At 61.7% G+C, this 17,880-nt stretch carries 18 protein-coding genes; 10 read left to right on the top strand and 8 right to left on the bottom strand.

The genetic code is table 11. The features are described from left to right. Positions 1 to 3: 3 nt before the first annotated feature. Together ASD32_RS04610 and ASD32_RS04615 are read left to right on the top strand one after the other, a co-directional pair. On the top strand, positions 4 to 621 hold the full coding sequence (locus ASD32_RS04610; protein WP_060636718.1) for a PAS domain-containing protein: 618 nt from the start codon (positions 4 to 6) through the stop codon (positions 619 to 621). Further along, complete coding sequence (locus ASD32_RS04615) at positions 618 to 1,583, top strand: hypothetical protein (protein ID WP_060636719.1); 966 nt, start codon at positions 618 to 620, stop codon at positions 1,581 to 1,583. Before ASD32_RS04610 ends, ASD32_RS04615 begins: the two co-directional genes overlap by 4 nt. Before the next feature lie 23 nt (positions 1,584 to 1,606). On the opposite strand, the gene ASD32_RS04620 is transcribed toward ASD32_RS04615, so the two are convergent. From ASD32_RS04620 to ASD32_RS04630, 3 genes are all read right to left on the bottom strand, one after another. Beyond that, positions 1,607 to 3,181, bottom strand: coding sequence for an iron ABC transporter permease (locus tag ASD32_RS04620; protein ID WP_060636924.1), 1,575 nt, complete (start codon positions 3,179 to 3,181; stop codon positions 1,607 to 1,609). 149 nt (positions 3,182 to 3,330) lie between these two features. Next, positions 3,331 to 4,353, bottom strand: coding sequence for a Fe(3+) ABC transporter substrate-binding protein (locus tag ASD32_RS04625; RefSeq protein WP_060636721.1), 1,023 nt, complete (start codon positions 4,351 to 4,353; stop codon positions 3,331 to 3,333). A 108-nt stretch (positions 4,354 to 4,461) separates the two neighbouring features. After that, positions 4,462 to 5,517, bottom strand: coding sequence for an ABC transporter ATP-binding protein (locus tag ASD32_RS04630; protein WP_060636723.1), 1,056 nt, complete (start codon positions 5,515 to 5,517; stop codon positions 4,462 to 4,464). Positions 5,518 to 5,601: 84 nt separating this feature from the next. On the opposite strand from ASD32_RS04630, the gene ASD32_RS29405 reads away from it, so the two are divergent. Next, positions 5,602 to 5,766, top strand: coding sequence for a hypothetical protein (locus ASD32_RS29405; RefSeq protein ID WP_156383055.1), 165 nt, complete (start codon positions 5,602 to 5,604; stop codon positions 5,764 to 5,766). Between the two features lie 49 nt (positions 5,767 to 5,815). Here ASD32_RS29405 and ASD32_RS04635 read toward each other — a convergent pair whose 3' ends face one another. Both ASD32_RS04635 and ASD32_RS04640 read right to left on the bottom strand, forming a co-directional pair. Beyond that, positions 5,816 to 6,067, bottom strand: coding sequence for a helix-turn-helix transcriptional regulator (locus tag ASD32_RS04635; RefSeq protein WP_060636726.1), 252 nt, complete (start codon positions 6,065 to 6,067; stop codon positions 5,816 to 5,818). A 230-nt stretch (positions 6,068 to 6,297) separates the two neighbouring features. Continuing rightward, complete coding sequence (locus tag ASD32_RS04640; RefSeq protein ID WP_060636728.1) at positions 6,298 to 6,582, bottom strand: acylphosphatase; 285 nt, start codon at positions 6,580 to 6,582, stop codon at positions 6,298 to 6,300. A gap of 148 nt (positions 6,583 to 6,730) precedes the next feature. On the opposite strand from ASD32_RS04640, the gene ASD32_RS04645 reads away from it, so the two are divergent. Together ASD32_RS04645 and ASD32_RS04650 are read left to right on the top strand one after the other, a co-directional pair. After that, complete coding sequence (locus ASD32_RS04645; protein ID WP_060636925.1) at positions 6,731 to 6,937, top strand: hypothetical protein; 207 nt, start codon at positions 6,731 to 6,733, stop codon at positions 6,935 to 6,937. A gap of 114 nt (positions 6,938 to 7,051) precedes the next feature. After that, positions 7,052 to 7,513 carry an acyl-CoA thioesterase gene (locus ASD32_RS04650; protein ID WP_060636730.1) on the top strand — a complete coding sequence of 154 codons (462 nt, stop codon included), beginning with the start codon at positions 7,052 to 7,054 and terminating at the stop codon, positions 7,511 to 7,513. Between the two features lie 42 nt (positions 7,514 to 7,555). On the opposite strand, the gene ASD32_RS04655 is transcribed toward ASD32_RS04650, so the two are convergent. Further along, entirely contained in the window at positions 7,556 to 8,947 is a 1,392-nt protein-coding gene (locus ASD32_RS04655) for a family 16 glycosylhydrolase (RefSeq protein ID WP_060636732.1), read from the bottom strand. A 190-nt stretch (positions 8,948 to 9,137) separates the two neighbouring features. Next, positions 9,138 to 9,806 carry a GntR family transcriptional regulator gene (locus ASD32_RS04660; RefSeq protein WP_060636735.1) on the bottom strand — a complete coding sequence of 223 codons (669 nt, stop codon included), beginning with the start codon at positions 9,804 to 9,806 and terminating at the stop codon, positions 9,138 to 9,140. A 444-nt stretch (positions 9,807 to 10,250) separates the two neighbouring features. Here ASD32_RS04660 and ASD32_RS04665 point away from each other — a divergent pair, with 444 nt between their 5' ends. From ASD32_RS04665 to ASD32_RS04685, 5 genes are read left to right on the top strand one after another with little or no spacing between them, the layout of a single operon-like run. Then, positions 10,251 to 11,468 (top strand): NRAMP family divalent metal transporter, encoded by a 1,218-nt coding sequence (locus tag ASD32_RS04665; RefSeq protein ID WP_156383066.1) that lies wholly within the window; start codon positions 10,251 to 10,253, stop codon positions 11,466 to 11,468. A gap of 12 nt (positions 11,469 to 11,480) precedes the next feature. Next, positions 11,481 to 12,245 (top strand): 5-oxoprolinase subunit PxpA, encoded by a 765-nt coding sequence (locus ASD32_RS04670; RefSeq protein WP_060636738.1) that lies wholly within the window; start codon positions 11,481 to 11,483, stop codon positions 12,243 to 12,245. Between the two features lie 22 nt (positions 12,246 to 12,267). Beyond that, complete coding sequence (locus ASD32_RS04675) at positions 12,268 to 13,074, top strand: putative hydro-lyase (RefSeq protein ID WP_060636740.1); 807 nt, start codon at positions 12,268 to 12,270, stop codon at positions 13,072 to 13,074. Between the two features lie 7 nt (positions 13,075 to 13,081). Beyond that, the gene (locus tag ASD32_RS04680; protein ID WP_060636741.1) at positions 13,082 to 14,683 is read left to right on the top strand and encodes a 5-oxoprolinase/urea amidolyase family protein; all 1,602 of its coding nucleotides are present in this window, start codon (positions 13,082 to 13,084) and stop codon (positions 14,681 to 14,683) included. Between the two features lie 42 nt (positions 14,684 to 14,725). After that, the gene (locus ASD32_RS04685) at positions 14,726 to 16,453 is read left to right on the top strand and encodes a biotin carboxylase N-terminal domain-containing protein (RefSeq protein ID WP_060636743.1); all 1,728 of its coding nucleotides are present in this window, start codon (positions 14,726 to 14,728) and stop codon (positions 16,451 to 16,453) included. A 78-nt stretch (positions 16,454 to 16,531) separates the two neighbouring features. Here ASD32_RS04685 and ASD32_RS04690 read toward each other — a convergent pair whose 3' ends face one another. Beyond that, a complete protein-coding gene (locus tag ASD32_RS04690; protein ID WP_060636745.1) occupies positions 16,532 to 17,878 on the bottom strand; it encodes a sigma-54 dependent transcriptional regulator in 1,347 nt (448 codons plus the stop codon). Positions 17,879 to 17,880 lie beyond the last annotated feature (2 nt).

The raw sequence follows: 17,880 nt of genomic DNA on the forward strand, positions 1-17,880 counted from the left end.
GGGATGAAACCCGAGCTCGCCTCCTATGCCGCCGTCTGCGACGGCGTTGCCCAGCTGTTCCAGCCGTTTGTCGAGGTCGTGCTGCACGATCTTGAGACGGAAACGGCGGCGCATATTGCCGGGAATTTTTCAAAGCGAGAGATCGGCGAGCCGTCGCTGTTGCACGAGATCGATTTCCGCCCCAGCGAACGGCTTCTCGGCCCCTATGAAAAGGTCAATTGGGACGGCCGCCGGATCAAATCGATCAGCATCATCCTGCGCGACAGCGGCGAGCGGCCAATCGCGGTGATGTGCATCAATGCCGACGTCTCGCATTTCCACGCGGTGATGCAGACATTGAGCGCCTTTGCCTCGATCCCCGTCGACCATGCCAAGCCGGCGAGCCTGTTCAAGGAGGACTGGCACGAGCGGATCAACGAATATATCCAGAACTGGACGGGATCGCGCGGGCTGATCATTGCCGGATTGAGCCGTGAGCAGAAGCAGCAGCTGGTCAAGGACCTCTCCGCCGACGGCGCCTTTGGGGGCAGGAACTCCGCTGCCTATATTTCCCGTATCCTCGGCATGGGCCGGGCGACCGTCTATAAATATCTGAACCAGAACCGGCCGGAGGACGAATGATCATCCTGTCCCGGTCACAGATCGAAGCCTTGGTCGATCCCGGCCGCGCTCTCACAGCCATTCAAGCCGCCTATATCGCCGCATCCGACGGCCGGGCGGTCATGCCGCCGGTCGGCTATCTCGCCTTTCCGGAAAAGGACGGCGATTGCCATATCAAATACGGCCATATCGCCGGGGACCCGAGTTTCGTCGTCAAGATCGCCGCCGGATTCTATGGCAACCCATCGATCGGGCTGCCGACATCCCACGGCGTGATGCTGGTTTTTTCGGCGCAAACTGGCGTCCTTGAAGCGATCCTGCTCGATGAGGGGTTCTTGACCGACCTGCGCACCGGTCTTGGCGGCGCCATTGCCACGCGGGCGCTTTGCCGCCCGGATGCACGGCGGGTGGCCATTATTGGAACCGGCATTCAGGCCCGCTGGCAGATCCGCTGCCTGCGCCTCGCGATGCCGGAAACGGATTTTTCGTTCACCATCTGGGGCCGGTCGCACGACAAGGCGATGGAGACGGAAACCCAACTTGCGGCGGAAGGTATCGGCGCAAGCGCGTCGCCCGATCTGGAGCGTCTTTGCGGCGACGCCGATATCATCATCACCACCACACCCTCGCGGCAAGCGCTGATCCGCGATGCCTGGATAAAGCCCGGCACACATATTACCGCAATCGGCGCCGATGCACCCGGCAAGCAGGAGCTGGACACGGCGCTGGTTGTCCGCGCCAACCGTCGCGTCTCAGATAGTCTCGAACAGTCTCTCGATCACGGCGAATTCTCAGCGGCGTTCCGCGCCGGGGAGATGTCTGCCGCAAGCTGCGTCGAGCTTGGAGCGGTGCTCGCTGGCACAGCGCAAGGCCGGCTCGATCCCGGCGATATCACCATCGCTGATCTTACCGGCATCGCGGTTCAGGATATCGCCATCGCCACGTCTGTTCTTGCGGCGCACCGGGATGCCAGTGTGGTTTGATCTCCGCGATTGCTCAACCGACCTTATTGCCGGCTCTGCCCCATCCGCGAGAGCAGGATCACCGGCAATATTCCGATCACGACGATGGCGAGCGCGGCGATGGAGGCCTCCTCATAGGTGCCCCTTGCGGCCTCGCCGTAAAGATGTGTGGCGAATGTCTCGACGTTGAGCGGCCGCAGCAGAAGGGTCGCCGGCAGTTCTTTGACGCAATCGACGAAGACCAGGAGGCCGGCCGCCGTGATCGCCGCTTTCGACAGTGGCAGATGGACATGGCGGAATGTACCGGCCGCCGATTGGCCAAGCACGCGGGAAGCATGGTCGAATGACATCGGGATTCGCTGTAGTCCGGCATCGATACCGCCTGCCGAGATAGCGAGGAACCGCACGGTATAGGCATAGAGCAAGGCCGCACCCGAACCGATAAACAGCAGGCCCGTCGACACGCCGAACCAGGCACTTGCCGTGCGATCGATGAAGCCGTCGAAAGTGGCAAGCACGATCAGCACGCCGATCGCAACGACCGTGCCCGGTGCCGCATAACCAAGTGTTGAAAGCCGCTGCAGCCAGGCCGTCGCAGCGCCCGGCCGCAGGCGGCTGGCATAGGCGATGAGCAGCCCGCAAAGGACAGTTGCGATCGTCGCGGCGGAGGCGAGCACGATAGTGTTGAACGCTTCGGTAAAGAAGCGTGGCGACAGTCCGGCAAATTCGATCCGTTTCCACGCTTCTGTCACCAGATAGAGTGCGGGCGCGCCAAAGCCGATGAGGATCGGCAAGAGGCCTGCGAACAGGAGGAGAAAGCCTTTTCCCCGCGATACCCGGCGCGGCTCGAAGGGGCGGCTGCGCTGGGCGCCGCTCGAATAGCGCTGCTTGCCCCTCGCCCATTTCTCCAAGGCCACCAGCGCAACCACGACGATGAGCAGCGAGAGGGCGATCTGCGATGCGCCCGGCAGATCGGAGCGGGTAATCCAGGTCGTGTAGATCGAGACGGTCAGCGTCCGCACACCGAGGAATTCCGAGGCACCGATATCGTTGAGGGTTTCCATCAGCGCCAAGCTGACCCCGACGGCGACCGCCGGCCGGGCAAGCGGCAGGGCGACATGCCAGAAGACGGCGCGGCGCGAGATCCCGAGCGTGCGCGACGCATCGATCAGATTGGCCGACTGCGTCAGGAACATCGCCCGTGTCGGAATATAGACATAGGGATAGAGCACGAAACCGAGAAGCAGGATGCAGCCCGTCATCGAACGCACATCCGGCAGGCGGAATTCGCGCGGGCTGGAATAGCCGAGCATCCAGCGGATCGCCCCCTGCACCGAGCCGATCGGGTGCAGGATATCGAGATAGGCATAGGCGATGATATAGGTGGGGACTGCCAGCGGCAGCAGCAGTGCCCATTCGAGCATCCGGCGGCCGGGAAAGGCATAGGCCGTGACCAGCCAGGCCGTGGATGTTCCCAGAATGGCGGTGATCAGACCGACGCCGGCCAAAAGGATAGCCGTATCAGCGAGCGCCGCCGGCAAGATGGTCGAGACGAGATGGGACCAGAGCCCGGCAGACCCTTGCAGCGCCTGCAGCAAAAGCGCGATGATGGGCAGCATGACCAGACAGGCGACAGCGCCGGCGCCAAGCAACCAGCGGGCTCCGGCCCGGCCCTTTGGCCAGCTTCGCGCAGCGCTGATCATCGGCTGAAATCCATCGTTCGGGCGGAAGAAATGGCGCCCGCAAACCGGCGGGCGCAAACAGTTTTTTAGTTGTCGAAGCCCACTTTATCGACCAGTTCGCTCGCCTGCTTGCGGTGGCTGACGATTTCCGTGAGCGGCTTTTGATCGATCTTCAGCTCGCCGAACGAGGCCACGATCGGATCGACTGCGGCACCAGCCTTGACCGGATATTCGAAATTGGCTTCTGCGAAGATCTTCTGGGCGTCGCCGGAGACCAGATATTCCAGAAGCTTCACGGCCTCGGCTTTGTTGGGCGCGTTCTTGGCCACGGCAGCACCGCTGATGTTCACCTGCGTTCCACCGTCCTTGAATGTCGGCAGCACGACCTTGATGGCATCGCCCCAGGCCACCTGCTCTTCGCCGCCCTTGCCCGAGCGCATCAGGCCGACATAATAGGAGTTTGCCACGGCAATATCGCAAATGCCGCCGAGAATATCCTTGGCGCCATCGCGGTCGCCACCGGCAGCCTTGCGGGCGAGGTTATCTTTTAGACCCGTCAGCCATGTTTCGGTGGCTTCAGCGCCATAATGGGCGATATGATCGGCAAACAGCGCGGTGTTGTAGGGATGCTGGCCGGAGCGAATGCAGATCTTGCCCTTCCATTTCGGATCCGCCAGGTCTTCATAGTTGAAGGCCGTCAAGTCCAGATCCTTGGCGGCGTAGATGACGCGGGCGCGCATCGACAAGGCAAACCAATGGCCCTTTTCATCGCGCAGCTGAGCAGGGATCGATTCCGTCAGAACGGTGGATTCGACCGGCTGGGTAATGCCCTTTTCAACGAGATCGATCAGGTTTCCGGCATCGACGGTCATCAGGATGTCGGCCGGCGAGCTTGCGCCTTCTGTGGCGACGCGCTCGGCCAGACCGTCCTTCATGAACACCGTGTTGACCTTGGTGCCGGTCGCGGCAGTGAAGGAATCGAGCAGCGGCTGGATAAGGCCCGGTTCGCGGGTTGTGTAGATGTTGAGTTCGGCCGCCGAGGCAGTGCCCGCAGCGAGCAGCAATGACGCCGTGAAAACTGTGGATTTTGCAATGCGTGACGTATTCATAAGTGCCTCCAGATGAACGATGCACCGCTGTCGAGCATTATTTGATCAAAACAGTCAAGTTTACCTGGAGGACTTTACCGTAAACCGGCTTTGCGGCAGTGCGTGCACTTAAGCGTTCGAAAACACCAGCCAGCTATCGGGCAAAACCGACAGGCTGACCGTCTGCGTCTGCGGCGGCAAGCGGTGCATGGTGCGGACCTGCAATACCTGGTCAAGACCATCGACGGCGATTGCGAGTTGCTCGACTTCGCCGAGGAATGTGCGGCTTTTCACCTGCCCCGAAAGCGTGCCCAGACCGGGTGCGACCGAAATGTCCTGCGGGCGGATATACACCGTGGCTGGCATTCCATCGCGGCCATCGAGCCTCTGGCCAAAGCGGCCGATCGCCGTTTCGATCTGGCCGTTGGTATAGACACCGGAAATCCTGTTGAAGGCACAGAAGAACTCGGCGGCGTAGGGAGATACAGGCCGATCGTGCAGATCGTAACCGGATCCCGCCTGGACGATCCGGCCGTCCTTCATCAACACCACCCGGTCGCCGGCCGAAAGCGCCTCTTCCGGATCGTGGGTGACCATGATCACGGTGGTGCCAAGGCTTTTCAGGAGAGACAGGGTTTCATCGCGAACCTTTTCGCGCAATCCCCGGTCAAGATTGGAAAACGGCTCGTCCATCAGCAGAATGTCCGGCCGGGGAGCGAGCGCGCGGGCAAGTGCCACACGCTGCTGCTCGCCACCCGACAGCATGTGCGGATAGCGCCCCTTGAGATGGGCAATGCCGATATGCGCGATCACGTCTTCGGTTCTGGCGGCAGCCTCCGGTTTCGGACGGCGTTTCAGGCCGAACAGGATGTTCTGCTCGACGGTCAGATGCGGGAAAAGGGCATAGTCCTGAAACACGAAACCGATTTTGCGGTCTTCCGGCTCGACGAAGCGGGAGGGGCCTGAAACCTCCTCGCCGTTCAACACGATACGGCCGCCATCGACACGATCCACCCCGGCAATCATGCGCAGCAAGGTCGATTTTCCGCAGCCGGACTGGCCGACAAGGCAGATGATCTCGCCGGACGCGATCGTCAGCGACACTGAATCAAGCGCGACGGTTGCGCCAAAACTGCGGCTGACATTGTGGAGTTCAAGTGTCCGATCCTGGGCGTGTGGTGTCAAAATCCGCTCCTCTCGATGCGGCAGATGGCATCCTGCCGGGGCAGGTGCGACTCAAGCATTGGAGCCCGTTTATCCGGATGTTTTATGAAAAAGACAATCAACCCGCTGCAGGTCATGGCGATCTTCAGGAGCAAGAGCTTTGGCCGGAACGTCCGGCTTGCCTCTGGCTGGCGGGAGAATGATCAAATTCTGGAGGAAATCATCGGCGCGGGCGGTCGCGGAAGGGCAACGCGCCCGGATGGGAGTTAAGCGTCTGGCCGCAGCCCCGCCGTCAAAACGGCGGGTCGCGGCAATTGCCTCAGACTTCGGTGCCCAGCAGCGCGGCCACGGAGACCTGCAGGGCTGCGGCAATTCTTCTCAACTTGGCCGGATCGGCATCGCTGCCATCTTCGATGGCTGCAATCTCGGTATTCGCCAGTCCGCAGGTTACGGCAAGATCTTCAATGCTGTAACCGGCCGATTCACGATGCGCTTTCACCTGAGAGCCAACGGTGCCGCCGGCAATGGCCTCAAGGCCAAGATTGTCGAAATTATTGAGTACAATAGACATGAAAGTCTCCTGTTGTGCGTGAATAGAACGTCTGCGTTTTTCGTTCCCCGTTTTATGCCTGACTGCAAAAATACGAATTCCTTTTATTGCTGCGGTGCGGCATCGACAAGCGATTAATGCTGCACCCGCTTTATGAGGCACATCAATGATTTCAGCCGCAACCTGCCAAATTTCCAAGAATTCAAATAAAATCAACTATATGCGACCAACTTCTCATGAAGGTGGCCCGGTTATTTCAAAATACGAAATCTGTCAGCGATGTTCTCAAGCGGTGCTGATCGCACCTCCACATCGGTCACCGACGCACCGGGAGGTCCAATCCGGCAGCGCTCCAGCATGGCTTTGACCGCGAGCCCAGGTCCGCATATCAATGCCGCGACCGAGCCGTCCGCTTCGTTGCGGACCCAGCCCGACAGGCCAAGCCTCTGCGCCTGGCCCCGCGTCCAAAACCGGAAACCGACACCCTGGACACGTCCGGCTATGCGAACCAGCACCGCTTCGGCCTCATCCATCATGCCTCTCCCTCACCGCCGGTCACATCAATCTGGTGCGGGCATCAAAGATTGCAAGCCTGTTTTCCATTGCAGCGATCCCCTGCTATGGGAGAGCGGCGCCTGCGTGGGACACTCAGCATTTAACCGGACTGCAACAATGGAAATCGATATGGACACCGTGGAAATCAATGGCCGCAGCGACTTTGCCCTTTGGGCAATCCAGCGGGCGCAGGAAATCGTCATGGCTGAGGGCGCGGCTCTGGCTCTGGCTGCCCGTGACATGAACGAAGACGCCCTTCAGGAACATGGCGCGGCCCTTGGCAAGGCAATTGCGGATGCGATGCTTGAGGTGTTTGACGGCTTGATGGCCGAGTAAAAATACGGGCGCTTGAACAGTCACGGATGGTTGTGGATAATCACGATCGATTTGGGGAATGGCGATAGAGGGGTGACGTTTTTGGAAACTGGTCATGACACGAGCCGGCTCGAGATGGTCGTGCTGATGACGCCCGACATGGCCAATTTCAGCGGCAAGGTGCATGGCGGCGCGCTGCTCAATCTTCTTGATCGGGTCGCCTTTTCCTGCGCCTCGCGTTTCTCGCAGGAATATGCCGTGACCCTGTCGGTCGATCAGGTCGTCTTCCGCCAACCGATCCATGTCGGCGAACTCGTCACCTTTCGCGCCTCGATCAACTATGCCGGCCGCACATCGATGGAGGTCGGCATCCGGGTCGAGGCGGAAACCATCCGCACCGGCGAGCGGCGGCACACCAATTCCTGTTATTTCACCATGGTGGCGGTGGACGCCGACGGCCGTCCGACCAATGTTCCCGCCTATAGCCCCATAACCGGCGTCGCCAAGCGCCGCGAACGTGCCGCGCAGGTGCGGCGCAGTCTGAGACGCGAATTCGAAGAGCGGTTCAAGGCTGCGGGCGCCGAAGCCGAAGAATGATTTCGGCGAGCCTCTGTCACTGACGCACTTGCAGGGCTGATATCAGGCGAGATCGTCCAGCGTGTAGGCGCGGATATAGTCGATCTTCATGTCCGAACCATTGGGCAGACCGTCTGACGGCGCGCCCGCCATGCCGCCGACGGCAAGATTGACGATCATGTACATCGGCTTATGCATATCCGACGGTGTATCAGCGCGCGCGACGGCGACATCATCGATATACCAGACGATCTCGTCTTCCTGCCACAGAACGCCGTAGGTGTGGAAACCTTCCGTTTCGGAGACGCTGACGGCGGTGGCGACGGATGTCTGCTTTCCGGTTTCGTTGGAGTGAACCGTGACATGCACGGTATTGGGGTCCTGGCCGCGCATCTCCACGACATCCAGTTCCGGCGGCCAGGAGCCATCTTCCGGAAGCAGCCAGAACGCCGGCCACACGCCTTTTTCATCCGGCATGTCGGCACGGATTTCGAAATAGCCATAGGTCTGGGAAAAGGAAGCATGCGTGGTCAGCATGCCCGATGTGTAGGCATGGCCTCCGACCTCTGCCTTGAGCGCATCAGGCGTTTTCTCCGCCGTTATCGTCAACACGCCATCGCTGACGGAAAAGGGATTGCTGGCGGATGTCGGCGCGTAGCGGGGATTGACGTACCATTGCAATTCGCCATTGCCGGACAAGGTCGCGCCCTTCTCCGGCGCCCACCAGTATTTGGCCTCCCAGACACCCTGCGTGCCGTCCACAAGTTGCAGCGCGTTGAAATTGTCGCTGAAGGTCCGCGTCAGTGCGGAGCGGTCGAGGCTCAGCTCGAACTGGCCGGCGCTGAGGTCCGTCCTGGTCGTATCGGCAAAGACAAGGCTTTCGCCATCACCGAGATCAAGTCTCAGATGCGCGCCTTCCTGTGTCGCATGGGCGAGGACCTGATCGAAAGAGGTCAGCGAATAGCCGTCCAGGCGGACGATGTCGGCGGCTTCAAAATCGGTGATGAGGTCGCTGCCATTCCCCTTGGCGAAAATGAACGTGTCTGCCCCTGCACCCCCGGTCAGCACATCATTGCCGCCGCCGCCGTCCAGCGTCTGCCGGCCTGAGCCGCCCTTGATGATATTGTCGGCGGCGTTTCCGAAGGCATAGCGCAGATTGCCGGTGACCGTCAGGTTTTCGAAATTGTCCGGCAGGGTATAGCTCATCCAAGTGCTGATCGTATCGATCCCCTCGCCTGCGGCCTCGTAGGCGCGGTTGATCGCCGAATAGAGATAGTAGATATCGTCGCCGGTGCCGCCGCTCATCGTGACGTTGACGGCGCTGTCGCCCCACATCGAATCATGGCCGGCCGTACCCTTCAGCGCCGGGCCAGATCCGGTTGCGGAGAAAAACCCGGTCGAACTATCGCTGTAGTAGAGGGTTTGCCCAAGGGCATTCAAAACGGTCTTGCGCATGATCATCTCCTGTCCGGCTGGCCAGGGCATCGTGAAACGAGATCGATGCCGCAGTGCACCAGGGTACAACGGGCCAGCGGATCCACCCATGATGGATCGGGATGAGGCGCATGAAACCGTCAAGCTGCGTTAATACGCAGACAAGCGGTCCCGTTCTGGGTCAGCTATGGCCAGATTTGGAACAGCAGGGTCAGCTTCTGCCCTTTTCAGGAATACGAGAGAAGGCGGCAAGCACGGTGCGTTCCGACTGGAGAAGGTAGCTTTCCAGCGCGGCTGCAGCGTCTTGCGTCTCGCCGGCATTCAGCTTTTCAAGGATGGAGGCATTGAGCTCGATATAAGGCTCGTGCAGAAGTTCGGGGCTGTCGAGAAGTCCGAAACTCAGACGCAGCTCTGCCGCGATCTGCAGATAGAAAGCGTTCAGCCGTTCGCTGTCGGCGAGATCGACGATCGCTGCATGAAAGACCATGTTGGCGCTGCCGACCGTGCCCCAATCGCTGCAGAGGCTGGCGGCACGCGCCTCTTCGACGGCGGCGCGCATGCGGGCGACCGCCGGATGTTTCGGATAGGCCTGCGCCAGCGCCCGGCACTCGATGAGACGGCGCACGCGGTAGATATCGATGATCGAGGCCATGCTGGGGATTTCAACGAAGACGCCGCGATTGGGCTCGTGCCGCAACAGGCCTTCCTTGGTCAAAAGCCGGAACGCTTCGCGCAGCGAATTGCGGGACACCTGCAGATCGCTGCTCAATTTGACTTCCGACAGGCGTTGACCGGGCTTGAGCTCGCCGGCAATCAGCTTGTTGCGGATCGCCTCCGCCAACCGGGGCGCAAGTGCGGATATGGTGTCCTGCTCAGTCATGCACGTCCTTCATTCGAAGCGATAAGCACCGTGTGTGACGGATATCTTGGATTCCCCCGCTTGGAAATGGGGTCTGGGCCGAACACGTCGGCCGGCGTATGTTTTGCGGCAGGAAGAGCAGCCGGAATGATTATTTCAACAGGCGGGCCGTACCGGGGGACATCGAACCGGGACACAAGAACCTTTGAAGGCACAGAAATCTCCATCTAGGCGGCACTTCACGTCATGAGGCAAATATGAAAAGCTCAACATTTCAACAGTATGATGGAACGATGAAATAATAATCGTTGAACAATATTGACAGAATTGTGAAATGCGGCGACGGTATGGCAGTCAAGATCATTGACGAGGCCTGCCGGGGAATGCGCAGGCGGATAATCAGAGAGAGGGTTCATGGAACAGTCACCGATTTCACCCGCCAACGGCGCGCCGCAAAAGGCGCCCATGTCCGCCAAATCGCGGCGTGCCGCGCTCGTCGCTGCCATCTTTCTGATGGCGACATCGGCCATCGGTCCAGGCTTCATCACCCAGACGGCCACCTTCACAAGCCAGCTCGGCGCTGCCTTCGCCTTTGCGATTCTTGCTTCCATCCTCATCGATTTCATCGTGCAGCTAAACATCTGGCGGATCGTGACGCTGACGAAGATGCGCGCATCCGACATTGCCAATGCGGCCATTCCGGGTACCGGTTACCTGCTCGCCGTCCTCGTCATCGTCGGCGGGCTGTTCTTCAACATCGGCAATATCGGCGGCTCCGGTCTTGGCCTCAACGCCATGATCGGCCTTGATGCAAAATGGGGCGGCGCAATCAGTGCGCTGATCGCCATCGGCATTTTCAGCTCCAAACGGGCCGGCCTTGCCATCGACCGCCTGATCGTCGTCGCCGGCGTCCTGATGATCCTCCTGACGCTCTATGTCGCGATCGTCTCAGGTCCGCCGGTCGGCGATGCGCTGTTCCAGACCTTCCTTCCCTCCACCATCGATTTTGCCACGATCACCACCATCGTCGGTGGCACGGTCGGCGGCTACATCACCTATTCCGGCGCACATCGCCTGCTCGACAAGGGCACCGTCGGCATCGAGAACCTCGGCGCCGTCAACCGTGCGGCACTGACGGGTATCGCCGTCACCGGCCTGATGCGCTATGTGCTGTTCCTTGCCATTCTCGGCGTGGTCGCCAGCGGCGTCGTCATCGACGTGTCGGGCAAGGGTGCCAATCCTGCGGCACAAGCCTTCCAGGCAGCCGCAGGCGAGACCGGCTACCGCATCTTCGGTGCCGTTTTGTGGTTTGCCGCCATCACCTCGGTGATCGGCGCCGCCTATACGTCGGTATCGTTCATCACCGTCTTCAAGAAGGACATCAGCGAACGCGCCCGCAATATCGCAACCGTGATCTTCATCGCCGTCTCGCTGTTCTTCTACGTGATCATCACCACGCCACCGGCGCAGATGCTGATCTTCGTTGGCGGCCTGAACGGCCTGATCCTGCCGATCGGCCTGTCGATCTTCATCTATGCTGCCTGGGCACGGTCCGACCTCATGGGCGGTTACCGCTATCCGCGCTGGCTGCTGGTACTCGGTGTGCTGGCTTGCGCACTCACCTGGTACATGGGCTACAAGTCGATCGGCCCGATTTTCGCCCTGCTGACGCCGGCCGCCTGAGGAGGATAGACAATGACTGCCATCGATCTGAACAGCGATCTCGGCGAAAGCTACGGCGCCTGGCGCATGGGCGAAGACGAAACGATGCTGGGCATCGTCTCGAGCGCCAATGTCGCCTGCGGCTTCCATGCCGGCGATCCCGCCGGCATCTGGAAGACCGTCAAGGCGGCGGCCGGCAAAGGTGTTTCGATCGGGGCGCATGTCTCCTATCCCGATCGCGTCGGCTTTGGCCGGCGCGACCTCGATGTGACGAGCGGCGAACTGATCGCCGACGTCATCTACCAGATCGGTGCGCTGAAGGGCATGGCGGCTTCAGCCGGCGTTGCAGTCGGCTATGTCAAGCCGCATGGCGCGCTTTACAACCGGATCGCCCATGACCCGCTACAGGGACAGGCGGTCATCGACGCCATCAAGGCGATCGATCCGTCGCTGGTGCTGATGGGCCTTGCCAATGCGCCGATCCTGAAACTTGCCCAGGCATCCGGCCTGAAAACGGTTGCCGAGGCCTTTGCCGACCGCGCCTATACGCCGGACGGACAATTGGTCTCGCGCCGCGAACAGGGCGCCGTCCTGCACGATACGCAGCTGATCGCCCGCCGCATGCTGCAGCTTGCCCGCCAAGGCACGCTGGAGGCGATCGACGGCTCGACCATCACGATCGATGCTCAGTCGATCTGCGTCCATGGCGACAGCCCGGGCGCCGTTGCCATCGCGCAGGAAATCCGCCGGGCCTTCGAGGCAGACGGCATTTCCGTCCGGTCTTTTCTAACGGCCTGACGGATATTCTGGGAGGAATAGAATGATTGCCATAGACCATCTGCGCCATGTGAATACCGGACAGGCGCGCATCGCCCGCGAGCGCTACCGCGCTGGCAGCATCGAGCCGACATCGGGCGTCGCGCCCGGTTTTACGCAAGCCAACATGATTGTTTTGCCGCGCGATTGGGCCTTTGATTTCCTGCTCTATGCGCAGCGCAATCCGAAGGCCTGCCCGGTGCTTGACGTCTCCGATCCCGGCTCGCACGCGACCCTGCTGGCGCCAGGTGCCGACCTGCGCACCGATATCCCGCTCTACCGCATCTGGCGCGACGGCAAGCTTGCCGAGGAAACGGCGGACGCACGCGCAGCCTGGGCAGAGCATCCCGATCTTGTCAGCTTCCTGATCGGCTGCAGCTTCACCTTCGAGACACCGATGGTGGAGGCAGGCATCGAAATCCGCCATATCACCGACCGATCCAATGTGCCGATGTACCTGACCAACCGGCCATGCCGCCCGGCCGGGCGCCTGCACGGCAATATGGTCGTGTCAATGCGGCCGATCCCGGCGTCGCGCGTTGCCGATGCGGCGACGATTTCCGGCCGCTTCCCGTCCGTGCATGGCGCGCCCGTGCATATCGGCGTGCCGGAAGAACTCGGCATCAAGGATCTGGCCAAGCCTGAATTTGGCGATCCCGTGCGCATCGAGCCCGGTGAAATCCCGGTCTTCTGGGCTTGCGGCGTCACCCCGCAGGCAGCCGTCATGGCATCCGGTGTGCCGTTTGCCATCACCCATGCACCGGGACATATGTTCATCACCGATATCCCTGATTCCGCCTATCACGCCTGAGGTTCCGATGCGCTTTCTACCCGTCAGCCTGACAGTCCTGCTTGTCGAACTCGCCGATCTCGATGAGACGCTGGCGCTGTTTGCCTCGCTTCAAGCCGATCCGGTCGATGGCATCGAAGACATGGTGCCGGCCGCCCGTACCCTGATGATCCGTTTCCGCCCGGAACGGCTGACGGCCGAGAAGCTGTGCGGCGCCATCGCGACCCGCGACCTCTCCGCCCGTATTACGCCTTCGGACACATGCGTTGAAATCCCGGTCCATTATGACGGCGAGGATCTGGCGGATGTCGCCGGACTCACCGGCCTTTCGGTCGATGAGGTCATCCGCCGCCATACCGAAAGCGAATTCACCGTCGCCTTCTGCGGCTTTGCTCCAGGCTTCGGCTATCTCGTCGGCGGCGATCCCACCCTGCAGGTGCCGCGCCGGCAAAGCCCGCGCACGAAGATCCCCGCCGGCTCCGTCGCGCTGGCCGGCGCCTTTTCCGGCGTTTACCCGCAGGCAAGCCCCGGCGGCTGGCAGATCATCGGCACGACGCCGGAAAAAATGTGGGACCTGTCCCGCGATCCGCCAGCTTTGTTCCAGCCGGGTTACCGGGTGCGCTTTACCGATCTTTCGAAAAGCAAATCCGTTGTCTCGGTGAGCACGGCCAAGAGCGCTGCAGCGCCAGCAACGGTCCAGACAGCCGGTGCGCTGGCGCTGAAGGTGCTCGCAGCACCGATGCCCGCGCTATTTCAGGATACCGGCCGCTTCGGCCAGACGGGCCAGGGGGTTTCAGCCTCCGGCGCACTGGACATCGGTGCGCACAAGGCCGCCAACCGCGTTGTTGGAAATCCCGTTGATTTCGCCTGTCTTGAAATTACGCTCGGCGGCTTTTCCTTCGAAATCAACGGCCGCGCCGTGCTGGGGATAACCGGCGCGCCCTGCCCCATTCAGGTGCGCGACGCTTCCGGGCGTGTCCAGACGGCCGAAACCTACCGGCCGATTTCGCTTGAGCCGGGTGATGTCGTCACGCTCGGCCATGCGCCCAAGGGCATGCGCAGCTATCTCGCAATGCGCGGCGGTTTTGCGGTCACGCCGGTGCTTGGCAGCGCCTCCACCGATACGCTCGCCATCGTCGGGCCGGACCCGGTCACGGCCGGTACGGTGCTGACGATCCAGAGCGGAACAAAAGACTTGGTGCCCGTCTCGTTGACAGAAGTACCGGCCTTCGATCATCCGGCGTCCGGTGAAACGGTGGTGCTCGATGTGGTGATGGGACCGCGCAGCGACTGGTTTACGCAGGCTGGCATCGACACGCTGTCCGGCCAGCTCTGGACGATGACGCCGCAGTCCAACCGCGTCGGCATCCGCCTCGCCGGTGACGTGCCTCTAGAGCGCAAGGACAAGGCGGAGCTGCCGAGCGAAGGCACGGCGACCGGGGCCATCCAGGTGCCGCATAGCGGCCAGCCGGTGCTGTTCCTTGCAGACCATCCGCTGACCGGCGGCTATCCCGTGATCGGCAATGTCGCCGAACATCATCTCGATCTCGCCGGCCAGATTCCGGTCAATGCAAAGATACGCTTCCGGCCCGTAAGGGCTTTCGCCGACATCAAGCCCGTCAAGGCCTGAGATCGCGATACCCGCCGGACAAAGACAATGAGGATAGACCCGATGAAAAAAGTGCTGATTGCCAATCGTGGCGAAATCGCCGTCCGCATCATCCGCGCCTGCCGCGACTACGGCATCGCCTCGGTTGCGGTTTATGCCGATCCGGACATGGATGCGCTGTTCGTGCGCCTGGCCGACGAGGCCTACGGTCTCTCCGGCAGCCGCCCGGCGGAAACCTATCTCGACATCGAAAAGCTGATCGGCATCGCCAAACGCTCCGGCGCCGATGCCGTGCATCCGGGGTACGGCTTCCTGTCCGAGCGGGCGGAGTTTGCCCGCGCCGTCATCGATGCCGGCCTGATCTGGATCGGCCCCGATCCGCATGTCATCGAAGCGCTGGGTGACAAGGTGCAGGCGCGGCGGATCGCCACCAGCGTCGGCGCTCCCCTGGTTGCCGGCAGCGATGGTCCGGTCGAGACGGCAGCCGAAGTGATCGCATTTGCCGAGCAATATGGCCTGCCGGTTGCGATCAAGGCGGCCCATGGCGGCGGCGGACGCGGCCTGAAGGTCGCCTGGAAGATGGAAGATGTGGCCGACCTCTACGCATCGGCCGTGCGCGAGGCGGAAGCTGCCTTTGGCCGTGGCGAATGTTTTCTCGAACGCTTCCTTGACCGGCCGCGCCATATCGAGGCGCAGGTTCTGGCCGACAAGCATGGCAATGTGCTGGTGCTCGGGACCCGCGACTGCTCGCTGCAGCGCCGCAATCAGAAGCTTGTCGAAGAGGCGCCGGCGCCGTTTCTCTCAGATGCCCAGCGGCATGAAATCCATGATGCTGCCAAGCGCATCTGCGCTGCCGCCGGCTATTCCGGCGCCGGTACGGTCGAATTCCTGCTCGGCGTCGATGGCACGATCTCCTTCCTGGAGGTCAATACCCGCCTGCAGGTGGAGCACCCCGTCACCGAAGAAACGACCGGCATCGACCTGGTGATCGAACAGTTCCGCATCGCCGACGGCCTGCCGCTGCTGGTGACCGAGACGCCCGCACCCCGCGGCCATTCGATCGAATTCCGCATCAATGCCGAAGATCCCGGCCGCGGCTTCCTGCCGACGCCGGGCACCATCACCACATTCGAGGCACCGTCCGGACCGGGCGTCCGGCTCGACAGCGGCGTCGTCTCCGGCTCGACCATTCCCGGCACCTTCGATTCGCTGGTGGCCAAGCTGATCGTGACCGGGGCAACCCGCGAACAGGCGCTCACCCGTGCCCGCCGGGCGCTCAAGGAATTCAGGATCGAGGGCGTGGCAACCGTGCTGCCGTTCCACCGCGCCGCGATGGAGGCCGCCGATTTTATCGGTGACGACGGCTTCAAGGTGCATACGCGCTGGATCGAAACCGATTTCGCTGACCGCCTTGCCGCTGACGCGCGGCCCGATCCGGGCGCCGATACGTCTCTCATCCGCACCCATGTCGAGATCGACGGCAAGCGCCATGCGCTGGGCATTCCCGCCGCACTTCTGGCCGGTCTCGGCGGCCTGAACGCACCGATCGGCGATGCCGGAAGCACGGAGACGCAAGAAGACTCTTCCACCGTAACAGCGCCCATTTCCGGGACGCTGCAAGCCTGGAAATGCGCCGATGGCGATACCGTCAAGGAGGGCGACCTGCTCGCGGTGATGGAAGCGATGAAGATGGAAACGCAGATTCTATCGGCCCGCTCCGGGACATTGGTGATCAAGGCAGCGGAAGGCGCTTATGTGAATGCCGGAGCGGCGCTTGGCCGTATCGAATAGGTCCCGGTCCAGAAGCCGGCTAGAAAAGTGCTCGCGCCGTGTCACCTCGCGAGCACTTTTCGTTTGGACGTCCGCCCATCAGCGCTTCCGGCCAAAGTCGGCACGGTTGATGCCGTGGCGCTGCAGCTTGTCGTAGAAAGTCTTTCTGGGAATACCCAGCGCCTCGATCGTCAAGCGGACATCGCCATCGCTGGCCGAAAGCGCCTGGCGGATGATATCCGCCTCATACAGCTCCAGCTTTTCCGGCAGGCTGTTTTGGGTGGAAGGGGAGGGGGTAGCCTGCCATCCGGCAGCTTCGACGCCGAGAACGACACGCTCGGCAAAATGCGACAGCTCGCGCACGTTCCCTGGCCAGGCATGCGTGGACAGATATTGCTGCACGCTGCGGGAAATGACGGGAATATCGCGCTTGAAGCGTTCGGCGGCGCGGGCGGCGAAATGGGAAAACAGCAACGGAATATCCTCCCGGCGCTCGCGCAGCGGCGGAATGGAGAGGGTCACGACATTCAGCCGGTAGTATAGATCCTCCCGGAAATCCCCCCTCATGGCCGGATCGCCGAGATCGATTTTGGCGGCGGCAACCACCCGCAGATCGACCGGCCTGACCTCGTTCGTCCCCAGCGGATTGACCTGGCGCGTCTCAAGCACCCTCAGCATCTTGACCTGCGTCGCCGGCAGCATGCTCTCGATTTCGTCGAGAAACAAAGTCCCGCCGCCCGCATGCTCGATGCGCCCAATCCGCCGTTTCTGGGCACCCGTAAAGGCGCCCGCCTCATGGCCGAACAGTTCGCTCTCGATCACCGTTTCGGGCAGGGCGCCACAGTTCAAGGCCACGAAATTTCCCGACCGCCGCCGGCTCCAATTGTGCAGCAGCTGCGCGACGACCTCCTTGCCGCTGCCGGTTTCACCGGCAACAAGCACATCGACATCGGTATCGGCGATATAACGCAGCGTCTGCCTCAGACTCTCCATTGCCGGTGTCTGGCCAATCAGCGGCAGGCTGTCGCTGGCGGTCTGCGCTGATTGCCGCAATGCCCGGTTTTCCATAACCAGCCGGCGCTTTTCCACGGCGCGCCGGGCGCTTTGCACCAGCCTGTCGGCAGCAAACGGCTTGGCGATAAAATCATAGGCGCCAGCCTGGATGGCCTGCACGGCCATCGGGATATCCCCATGACCGGTGACCAGTATCACCGGGAGATCGGCGTCCATCCGTGACAACCGTGCGAATAATTCCAGCCCGTCTATATCCGGCATGCGGATATCGGTGATGACGGCGCCGTTGAAATCCACGGATATATCGGCAAGCGCGGTGCGCGCGCTGCTGAAGGCCGAGACGGAAAATCCGGCGAGTTCGAGCGTCTGGATCGTTGCCAGCCGCAAATCCTTGTCGTCGTCGATCAGGATGATATTGCCGCCATCCGCCATGC

It is taken from the genome of Rhizobium sp. Root483D2, from assembly GCF_001426685.1.
GTDB classification, from domain to species: Bacteria; Pseudomonadota; Alphaproteobacteria; order Rhizobiales; family Rhizobiaceae; genus Pararhizobium; species Pararhizobium qamdonense.